Origin of the sequence: Anabaena sp. UHCC 0399, assembly GCF_034931465.1 — a bacterium.
GTDB classification, from domain to species: domain Bacteria; phylum Cyanobacteriota; class Cyanobacteriia; order Cyanobacteriales; family Nostocaceae; genus Trichormus; species Trichormus minutissimus.
Map to the genome: position 1 here is coordinate 82,294 of NZ_JAYGGZ010000024.1, position 7,876 is coordinate 90,169.

A 7,876-nucleotide genomic window follows, 5' to 3' on the forward strand; every position below is an offset into this window, starting at 1 on the left:
CAGTTAGTTCGTGAATGTGCCATTTCATGATGACATTTGTCACACAAAGGAAACCAGTTGATTCCTAGTTGCTCTTGCATAGTTTTAATTCCTCAATTTTGATGATTATTCAATCCATCGAACTTATATTTCAGATGAGAATTTTGGAGTAATTTTTCAATTCCTAAGCGGATTAGCTCTGGTGGAATCCCGTCCAATTTCAACTCAGTTTGGATAAACTCATCAATCGAATTGGCTTGAGTTTTTTCTAACAGTAGCAGCATTTGTTGAGCTTGAGTTTTTGGGGTGTCAATTGGAGAATTAGTCGGGGCCGTATTCGATTGTTTATTGCTGGGTGATTGGTCAATAAACTTGTGGTGATCGCGGTCGTAACCAGAGAAGTTTTTTAGCCGAGGCATAGGTAGCCACTCGTTCACCCCACCGTAATACACTGCTCGACCTACAGGAGAGGAAGCAGCAATCTCCATCACTTGTGTCGAAGTAATCTTGCGATCGCTGGGGATGAGTTGTGTGGCAATCATGGCATTGTAGGCAGGGACATTATCTGGATGAACTAAAGCCACAGCAGTTAATTGAGATCGCAGACCACCAGAAATACCCAAGTCATCAGTGTGAGGATTCTGCACCACAATCCAAAAGTGCCAACCAGAACTATCACCACAAGAACAGTAAGAGATAATTTTGTCCTTGAGCCAACCAATCTCACCCTTAGTATTCTTGAATTTGGAGCAAACCGCAGTACCTTCATCTAAAATGATGAGTTTAGATCCTGTGATCAGCTGAAACTCGGTAAAGCAATCTTTGATCCACTTGACTGCTTCGGCGGGGGACATTTCCAAAATCTTGGCACGTTTTAAAGTATCGACCCGACCAACGAAGTAACCAGTTTCTTTTTCATCACCCTTGGGGTCAACAAAAAAGATGTGTATGTCAGGATGTAGTCGCTTGATAGCATCCAAGGCATTACTAATAGTAATGCCCTTACCCGAACCAGGGACACCAACCCAAAGCATATTCGTCACTTTCTTAGTAATATGTCCGATTAGGTCATATTGGGTTTGGGGTGTAGATGTGTAAGTAGAAATTTCAGTGTTAACAGTAGGGCGAGCTTGTTGACTAGCGATAGATACTTGGGATAATGGAGTGATGGTCAGATTATTAGGTGAAGAAAAAGAATTATCTTCTGGGCTTGTAGCTTGCGGTAACTCTACAAACCGAGCTTGGGGGATGCCCAGATTCTGTGGTTTGATGGCTTGTTGAATGACAGTAACTTGCTGGTAGTTAACTCGTGGGTCAATTGTTACCTGAGCTAAATGCCCAGACAGTTGTTCACGAGTGGGAAACTGTCCACGTAGCTGAATAAACCAGTCGAGTAACCAACGGTAAGCGTAAAAACGTTTTCCAGACTCAACAGCACTCAAGTATTCACACACCACATGAGAGGATTGCTTGAGCATGGCGAACTCATATTTCTCCATTGGCTCTAGGTGGAGCATCAACTGGGCCAGTTCATTCTGAGAAGCAAAGTATTCGTCTCGCGCAACACTGTCACCCATTGCTGAGAGAAACTCAACAAAGTTACCGCGAATAAAGGGAATGGGAGCAAATTGGTGAGTATCGTTGATGTCTTGTACCACAGACCACAAGTAGCCCACACCTGCAACTACCGCTCCAACTACCGCTAAAGGAGATGTCGCATAGCAAACTGCACCAGTGGCTGCCGTCGCTAAAGTAATGAACTTGGCAAGGTTCATACCATTACGTTCATCTCTAGCACGGATGAGTAGTTGGTCTTGTCGCTCCTGTAACCAAGAGGCGATGTTGCCAGCTTCCAAATACTCAATGCTGGGATAATCGCCACGTAACAGTGCCGTTTCTTTTGTTCCAAGCATTGGTATCTTTTGATCCATCGCCTCCGTCCCTACTTAGTAAGTTTCCAAATGTTGTAACCAATCTCACCAGCCATCATTGAGGCGCAGTTATACGCAAAACAACCCAAAATTGCGGCTGGATTAGTGTAACGGAAAGGCCAGCGACCAACGAATGTTGTAGTGATGTCCAGTACCCAGAAAAACAGTGCGATCGCTCCCCCAGTATTGCGCTCTTTCATGCCGGCGCGTTTGTAATCACCCCATAAAGCCACGGTCAGGTCGATATTCCCGGTGGGTTTGCTACCTAGAGCATATTGCTTAGATTCCTCAAACTCCCTCCTAGCTTGGATTGGGTCTTTACCACGCAGGGTTCGTGCTTCCATGACTTGCACTAATGCAGAGATGCCAAAACTGATCCAAAACAGTGGATTAAATGGTAGTTGCAACCACCCAAACCAGCCAATCCATTCAGTTTCAAACCAAGGAAAAATGGGTTTTCCTTGAAATAAAACTTGCCAAATGCTATCGGTAGAAAGAAGTGTACCAATCCAAAAACCAATTGCTCCTACTAGTTTGTACCCTGGTGTACCTGGGGTGATGAATTGGGCAATAATGTGTGAAACAAAAATAAATGGCAGTGAAACTAGCTCAACAATCCATCTAGCTAAAATTTCCAAATATTCACCTAATCCCCGTTGAGGTTTATTTTGCGGATTAGGTTGTGGGTTAGGAGTAGTGGGTGTGGGATTGCTCATCTAAAACCTCTATCAGAATACAGTGGTGAATCATTGCAAGCACCACTAAATCGATATTTCCATTTCCATTGACGTTCTTCGATTCGCCCAATGCACATACCTGTCGAGTCATAAACAAAAACCAGTTCATCTTCTAAATAACCTGTAGTATCGGGTCTGGGATTACGCTTTGGAGTATCCAAATAATTGCGAATCCGTAATTTGCTAAAACTGGGACTAACTCCTAACTCGTTAATTTTCTCGGCTGTCGTTGCCCTTTCCTGGGCTTTAATTCGCTCTAATTCCTCAGATTGTTGAATAGTTGTGGCGGTATTGTAAGTGTTGAATTGGGCAGGTAATTTAGATAACCAAGGACTAGCGATTAAAGCCATGCCGAATAATCCTAGTAGTGCCTGTTTTTGGTATTTCATGCCTTAAGTTGGTTCATCTAAACATCCAGGAGACCTCCTACTGATTCGGAGTACCGAATATAGTGGTGGGAGAAATGGAGGGGAAATTACGAAACGTTCCTTGAAAATTTTTCGGCATAGCAGAAACCGTAAGAGAAACATCTGAGGGATTTCTAATTTCTTAGTTTGCACCATACGAGTAACCATCCTTTTTGTGAATAGCTTTACAATATTTGTGAGATATTCCTTGAATCAATCCCTTTTTAGTTGAGATATCAAAATTGCCAGTAGTTCTAACTGCGATTCTGCCAACATATACACCAATTTTTTTACCATTGGTTACAACAGCTTTGACAATATCACCAGTTTGAAAACCATTGACAAATTTGAATTGAGGAACATATCTATTCGGAAATCCAAATTTGTCAGTACGACATGATTGTCTAGTACCGTGACCGTTGGCTGTTATTAACAAAGGCTTGATACCTTTAGTCTTTAAAATTGGCGTTGATTTACCTACACAAGCAGCATCCAACCAATGAGTTTTAGGTAATTTTTGATTATTCCGATTGAATTTAGTTAAACCTCCTGAGCCACATTCGACGGTTAAACCAGTTGCTTTTAGAGCTTTTAGTAATACGTATTTAGTAGCATTAGCTGCCGCGGTATCGGCTAATGATTTCTTAGCTTGAGCTAGGATTCTTTGTAACTTGATAGGGTCTTTTTTGAGGAAGTCTCTAATATCTTTAGTCCCTTTTTTGATGTTGCATTTTTCGCAACTTAGGGCAAGATTTGTGATTGAATTAGAGCCACCTTTAGAACGTGGGTGAATGTGTTCAATCTGTAAAGGTACGTTTTGTACACCACAGTAAGCACACTGCCGATTCCATTTTTCTAGAAGATATTCTCTAGTTTCGTAACCAGCTAAAGTTCCTTGTTGATATTCTTTACCTTCGATTTCAGGATTACGCAACAACTGCATATCAAAACGTACTAATTCCTGACTAATCTCTCCAATTGATGCTAATTTACGCAATCTTTTAACCCAAGTTCTGATATTTTCAATCCGACTTTGTAGGCTCGGTGCTAGCCATCCTTGTGGGTGTGTTCTGTTTAAGAATCTGGGCTGACGATATCTAGTTTTACGATTTCTTCTACTACGTCTTAATTGCCTTCTAGAAGTTAAAGCATCTCTGATAACAAAACCTCTATGCTTTAATTCAGCAGCAAAAACAACTTCACCAGTATTATCGCTAACCAGTGCAATTCCTGTGGTTTTAGCACCAGGGTCTAACTTTAATCTGAGTTTTGTTACAGGTGAATCTGGTCTAGCTTCCTTGAAAATAATCGTAAAAGGAAAGCTTCTAAAAATTGCTGCTTTTTTGTTTCGTAATAACTGCCTCGCTTGTGCTGGATGTATTGGATTTAATGGTCGTTTTTCTGAATCAATTACAAATACTTTGGACATAATGTCCCTCCTTTCGGGTAAAGTTAGCTTCGTCAATGTTAGGGGTCGGTAACTATCCAAACGACACTGGTTTAACCCTTTTAAGCCTGTTTAATCGTTCGGTTCTAGAGCAGAGGACTAGCTTCGCATCCCCTGGTAGGTCTTGAACTCTTACCTCTAACGTAGTCAGTTAAGACTTAGACTGGTCAACTAGGCTCTTTCAAGCCCCAACTGTACCTATACTTAGGTCAGTTGCGGGTTGTTGACACTGTTCCAAAATCTTGCCAAAATTGTCAATTGTGTTAGCAATTGGCTCAGGCTCAACTACAACTTGTTCAACCACCGGTTCTGGTTCTACTTCTAGTTGTGGAGTCTCAAAGCCGATTGCATCAAGAATTTCTCTTTCCATCTGACTCACCTTCTATATTTATCGGAAAAAGATAGGTTCAAAACCGGACTTGCGTCCCGCTACGCTAACGCCTCTGGTGGGCGTTCGCGTTAGCGTCTCGTAGAGAAAAAATCCTTGTTTCGCGAGGTAAGTAAAAACCCCACCCCTTGTGGGTGGCTGAATTAATTGCGTAAAGCCTGCGGCATAGCTTCGCTTAGAGCGGAGCGGGACGTTAGTCCATTGCGTTAGCGGAGCGGGGCGTTAGCCCATTGCGAATTGCGAATTGATTTTATGGGAGAGTTTGAGTTTGCTCATCCAAGGTAATTTGGCTTGGTTGTGGGGCTTGTAGTATGCGGATTGTTATAGATAACCCCACACAGACTAAGAAAAACAGAAAAGAGATACCCCACTTATATTTGTCCCAAAACACATTCAAGCGGTGGCTTGGTTTTTCAAGAAATGTTTGGTCAGACTTCGCAAATCCTGTATCGTCTTGGGTTGCACAGACTTTTTTTCTCCGACTGGTAAATCTAACTCCTGACAAAATTTCAATGCGTCAAACTCAGGTGTAGAAGTTTGTGTGAGTGTTTGTATTTCGGTTTGAACTTGCGCTGAAGTTTTCAGACCGTACTCTTGGATGATTTTCTCCTTAGTTTGGGGGTTTTTAATGATTTGGTAAATGAGCGCAATTTCTTCTACACCTGCTTGTGTACGCTCTTGCAAAAATTGGACATCTAGTTCCTGCGAAATGTCGTCAAACAATTGCGTTTTGAAGTTATGAACGGCAAATGCTTGAGCAACCGTTGTCCCCGCCGCAATCTCTAAGAATGCTTTGAATGTTTCCTGTGTAATTCCTTGCGCTTGTAATTGTTGCACTGCTGTATTTATCGCCTGGCTTTGTAAGTTGCTCAAACTTCCTCCAGATCCTAAACGTTTGGCTTCGTCTATTACTGTCTCGGCTAGATTAAATAACTTCTCCAGGCGATCACTCACCTCTACATCAAATTCTTCTCCATTTGGATCAATACTTGGGTCTGTTTTGGCCAACTCTTCTAACCCAGCAATGATTTTCTCTGGGCTGTAACTGGCACTCAATAATTCAAACAACTCTTGGCGGGTGAATGTATCTTTGTTAAACATTTTCTAATTCTCCTGTTAATGGTTGAGTGAATCTGATCTGCTCAACTTCAAATTCTTTACGGCTGTAGAGAGCTTTATTTGTCGCCACAATTGCTTTAGCTAGTTTTAACTTATTTGTTCCTTGGGCTAAACCAGCAAAGATTTCTCCTACTTTTCCGACTACCCAAACTTGGTAAGGAAGAATTGGTGGCGATCTAAGGCTGTGTTCTTCGGCAAATTTCTTCATTTGTATTTGTGCTAGTTTATACTGAGCTACAGTTTGAGCCACTTCTTCCCAACGTCCCCAAGTTCGATAGCAAATGTCTAAAATCCTCAAAGATTTGGCATTTGTCATGGGTAAAACTAGGGGGTTTAATGCCGAATTTGTGATTTCTTGATTAAAAAGTTCTTCTCTCCATGATTGATTCATTCTAGGTAGTCAATAGTTAAATTAAGTTGGTCAATACCCGTGTCAATATCAGTATCAATTTGATATTATTTTCACTGTTAACAAACTGTTTATTAACAGTTAATTGACCTTGTTTTTTCATAATAAAAAGTCCAGGCTCTGTAAGCAATGGACATTGTTGACAACTTTGTTGATAAATTACTTTTATGGAAACGAATTATCAGCTTTTAAGTATTGCTTTGGGCAACTAAAAATATTGACTCAACAGGTTCATCTACTAATTCACCATTACTTTGGCGTTTAACTCGTCTAATTACGACACGTATTGGTGAATTATTCTCCGCCTCTGAAATTAAAAAGTCGGCATATTTATCAATTGCTTTTTTAGCTTCTTTAAGACTTTTCCATATCTGAGCCTCTTGAAGTAGACTTGTCATCCCAATAAACTCTTCATCATCCCCATCATCATTTTTAGGAAAGTAATCAATCGATAATCTTGCAGCATAAGCTTTAACTTCAGGTACTAAAAGCAGTGCATAACCCAGTTGTTCCTCAGCTTTTACTCCAAATCCTTTCGCCATTTTGTCTTTTCCAACGTTTCAATACTTAATTCAAGATATAGATTCATTGTTGATTAAGCAATGGCCAACAACGGACTACTATCTACAGGTTGCTTGCCTTCTTGAATCCAAATATTGTGTTGCATTGCTGCCAGAGCTTTTACTCTGGACGAAGGATTACGTCTTGTTACTTTACCGTGACAGGCATAAGCTGCCATTGTTCGAGCTTTGATTTTTAAATATTTCGATGCTTCTTCATAAGTCAATCCCCAAGTTTCACAAAATACTAATGGGTCTAACTCTTCTAATATGTATGTGTTTTGATTCATCAGCCTTTGATTAATATGCTTGTAGAGTGATTAGTTGAGACTTCTCTTACAAATTTATGATCGCTGGTTTCGGGTGATCATACTTTGCGCTTTGTTTTCTTTTACCATACTATACCGCACTAAGGTTTGCATCTATGACGTAAAGTGCCGTAATATCAAAAAACTAATTCTCACTTGTGTATGCCGAAACCAGGATTTAAAACAATTACCGTTCCTGAATGGATCATTGATGAAATCAAGAGACAACCTGATTATCGAAACAACCAAGCCGCAACTCTGGGGCAACTGGTCAAAGATGCTGTTGCTGCTCGTAGTGGAGACTTAGAAAATCCTAAGCTCATCGAAGGGCGAATACTTCACAATTTACCTAAATGGAATAGAAATGAATCTTGGGAGTTGGCATTGACTATTTTAAGATGGCTACAACAAAGTGATCGCAATGCAAACCACAGCCAGGCTAATTCGCAGTCAAAATAATATGACTGTGGAAGCAGATTTACGAGTCGTGAAGCGTAAAGCCCCCGTATTTTTAATCGGGGGATATAAGCGAATGACCGAATTTATTCGGTCGTAACATGGTATAATTACGTCAGAGAGTTTGACGTAAAA

General features: G+C 40.8%; 10 protein-coding genes. 1 reads left to right on the forward strand and 9 read right to left on the reverse strand.

Going from position 1 to position 7,876, the window contains the following annotated elements; translation table 11 throughout:
- Positions 1-92: 92 nt before the first annotated feature.
- From VB693_RS14710 to VB693_RS14750, 9 genes are all read right to left on the reverse strand, one after another.
- Complete coding sequence (locus VB693_RS14710) at positions 93-1,910, reverse strand: hypothetical protein (RefSeq protein WP_416233390.1); 1,818 nt, start codon at positions 1,908-1,910, stop codon at positions 93-95.
- Positions 1,911-1,921: 11 nt separating this feature from the next.
- The gene (locus tag VB693_RS14715; RefSeq protein ID WP_323266910.1) at positions 1,922-2,626 is read right to left on the reverse strand and encodes a hypothetical protein; all 705 of its coding nucleotides are present in this window, start codon (positions 2,624-2,626) and stop codon (positions 1,922-1,924) included.
- Complete coding sequence (locus VB693_RS14720) at positions 2,623-3,036, reverse strand: hypothetical protein (RefSeq protein ID WP_323266911.1); 414 nt, start codon at positions 3,034-3,036, stop codon at positions 2,623-2,625. Before VB693_RS14720 ends, VB693_RS14715 begins: the two co-directional genes overlap by 4 nt.
- Positions 3,037-3,196: 160 nt before the next feature.
- Entirely contained in the window at positions 3,197-4,483 is a 1,287-nt protein-coding gene (iscB, locus tag VB693_RS14725) for an RNA-guided endonuclease IscB (RefSeq protein WP_323266912.1), read from the reverse strand.
- A 199-nt stretch (positions 4,484-4,682) separates the two neighbouring features.
- Complete coding sequence (locus VB693_RS14730; RefSeq protein WP_323266913.1) at positions 4,683-4,871, reverse strand: hypothetical protein; 189 nt, start codon at positions 4,869-4,871, stop codon at positions 4,683-4,685.
- Positions 4,872-5,282: 411 nt separating this feature from the next.
- Positions 5,283-5,990: a hypothetical protein gene (locus tag VB693_RS14735; RefSeq protein ID WP_323266914.1), complete on the reverse strand. Its 708-nt coding sequence runs from the start codon at positions 5,988-5,990 to the stop codon at positions 5,283-5,285.
- The gene (locus VB693_RS14740; protein WP_323266915.1) at positions 5,983-6,399 is read right to left on the reverse strand and encodes a hypothetical protein; all 417 of its coding nucleotides are present in this window, start codon (positions 6,397-6,399) and stop codon (positions 5,983-5,985) included. Before VB693_RS14740 ends, VB693_RS14735 begins: the two co-directional genes overlap by 8 nt.
- Positions 6,400-6,605: 206 nt before the next feature.
- Positions 6,606-6,959 carry a hypothetical protein gene (locus VB693_RS14745; RefSeq protein ID WP_323266916.1) on the reverse strand — a complete coding sequence of 118 codons (354 nt, stop codon included), beginning with the start codon at positions 6,957-6,959 and terminating at the stop codon, positions 6,606-6,608.
- Positions 6,960-7,012: 53 nt separating this feature from the next.
- Entirely contained in the window at positions 7,013-7,267 is a 255-nt protein-coding gene (locus VB693_RS14750) for a hypothetical protein (RefSeq protein ID WP_323266917.1), read from the reverse strand.
- Between the two features lie 180 nt (positions 7,268-7,447).
- Between VB693_RS14750 and VB693_RS14755 the strand changes: the two genes are divergently transcribed.
- Entirely contained in the window at positions 7,448-7,744 is a 297-nt protein-coding gene (locus VB693_RS14755) for a hypothetical protein (RefSeq protein ID WP_323266918.1), read from the forward strand.
- The last annotated feature ends 132 nt before the right edge of the window (positions 7,745-7,876 follow it).

Excerpts from the sequence above, each read along its gene's own strand:
- VB693_RS14715 (WP_323266910.1), bottom strand. The coding sequence starts at position 2,626 with ATGAGCAATCCCACACCCACTACTCCTAACCCACAACCTAATCCGCAA.
- VB693_RS14755 (WP_323266918.1), top strand. The coding sequence starts at position 7,448 with ATGCCGAAACCAGGATTTAAAACAATTACCGTTCCTGAATGGATCATT.
- VB693_RS14730 (WP_323266913.1), bottom strand. The coding sequence starts at position 4,871 with ATGGAAAGAGAAATTCTTGATGCAATCGGCTTTGAGACTCCACAACTA.
- VB693_RS14735 (WP_323266914.1), bottom strand. The coding sequence starts at position 5,990 with ATGTTTAACAAAGATACATTCACCCGCCAAGAGTTGTTTGAATTATTG.
- VB693_RS14745 (WP_323266916.1), bottom strand. The coding sequence starts at position 6,959 with ATGGCGAAAGGATTTGGAGTAAAAGCTGAGGAACAACTGGGTTATGCA.
- VB693_RS14720 (WP_323266911.1), bottom strand. The coding sequence starts at position 3,036 with ATGAAATACCAAAAACAGGCACTACTAGGATTATTCGGCATGGCTTTA.
- VB693_RS14710 (WP_416233390.1), bottom strand. The coding sequence starts at position 1,910 with ATGGATCAAAAGATACCAATGCTTGGAACAAAAGAAACGGCACTGTTA.
- VB693_RS14750 (WP_323266917.1), bottom strand. The coding sequence starts at position 7,267 with ATGAATCAAAACACATACATATTAGAAGAGTTAGACCCATTAGTATTT.
- VB693_RS14740 (WP_323266915.1), bottom strand. The coding sequence starts at position 6,399 with ATGAATCAATCATGGAGAGAAGAACTTTTTAATCAAGAAATCACAAAT.
- iscB (WP_323266912.1), bottom strand. The coding sequence starts at position 4,483 with ATGTCCAAAGTATTTGTAATTGATTCAGAAAAACGACCATTAAATCCA.